The 718-nt window shown below is 46.1% G+C and carries 1 protein-coding gene; it reads right to left on the reverse strand.

Going from position 1 to position 718, the window contains the following annotated elements; translation table 11 throughout:
- Positions 1-718 (reverse strand): KamA family radical SAM protein (locus ACS8FD_RS20440; RefSeq protein WP_439277211.1); only part of this gene is annotated, 718 nt, incomplete at both ends.

Below are 718 nucleotides of genomic sequence, written 5' to 3' on the forward strand. Positions count from 1 at the left end.
AAGGCAAAACACCTGCTGCAAACAAACGCTGACTGAGGGCAGTTTGAGTTTCGACACTGTCATTGATACCCTTTAATAATACGGCTTGGTTTAACAGCACAATACCAGCGACCCGTGCACGCTGCAAATATTGAGCCGTGTTCGTATCAATTTCATTGGCATGGTTGCAATGAACAACCAGCACGATGTTGCAGCGACTTTGACTAAAGCGATCTAGCAAAGCATCATCTAAGCGCTCAGGAATTACTAACGGCAAGCGTGTATGCAAGCGAATAGTGGTCAGTTGCGGTATCGCCTCTAAGGTATCAAGCCAGGCAAATAGTCGCCGATTAGAAACACTCAATGGGTCGCCACCACTTAAGATAACCTCATTGACCTCAGGGTGCTCTTTAATGTAGGAGGCAATCGCTAAGTGTTCGGTGGAAGTTGGCATATTGGCGTTATAATCAAAGTGCTGACGAAAGCAGTAACGACAATGGATGGCGCACGCACCCGTCACAGTTAATAGTATCCTAGATTGATACTTATGTAGCAGACCTTTAATTGGATTTTGGTCGTTTTCAGCCAAGGGGTCAGTGATATAACCTGTCACAGCGATTTGTTCTTGTCTGTCTGGTAACACTTGCTTTAATAAAGGATCATGCGCATCACCCACCGCCATTTTGGCGACAAAGGCACGCGGGACACGTAAAGGAAAGTGCGCTGGAGCATAAACTTG

This window comes from Psychrobacter sp. 1U2 (assembly GCF_051847575.1).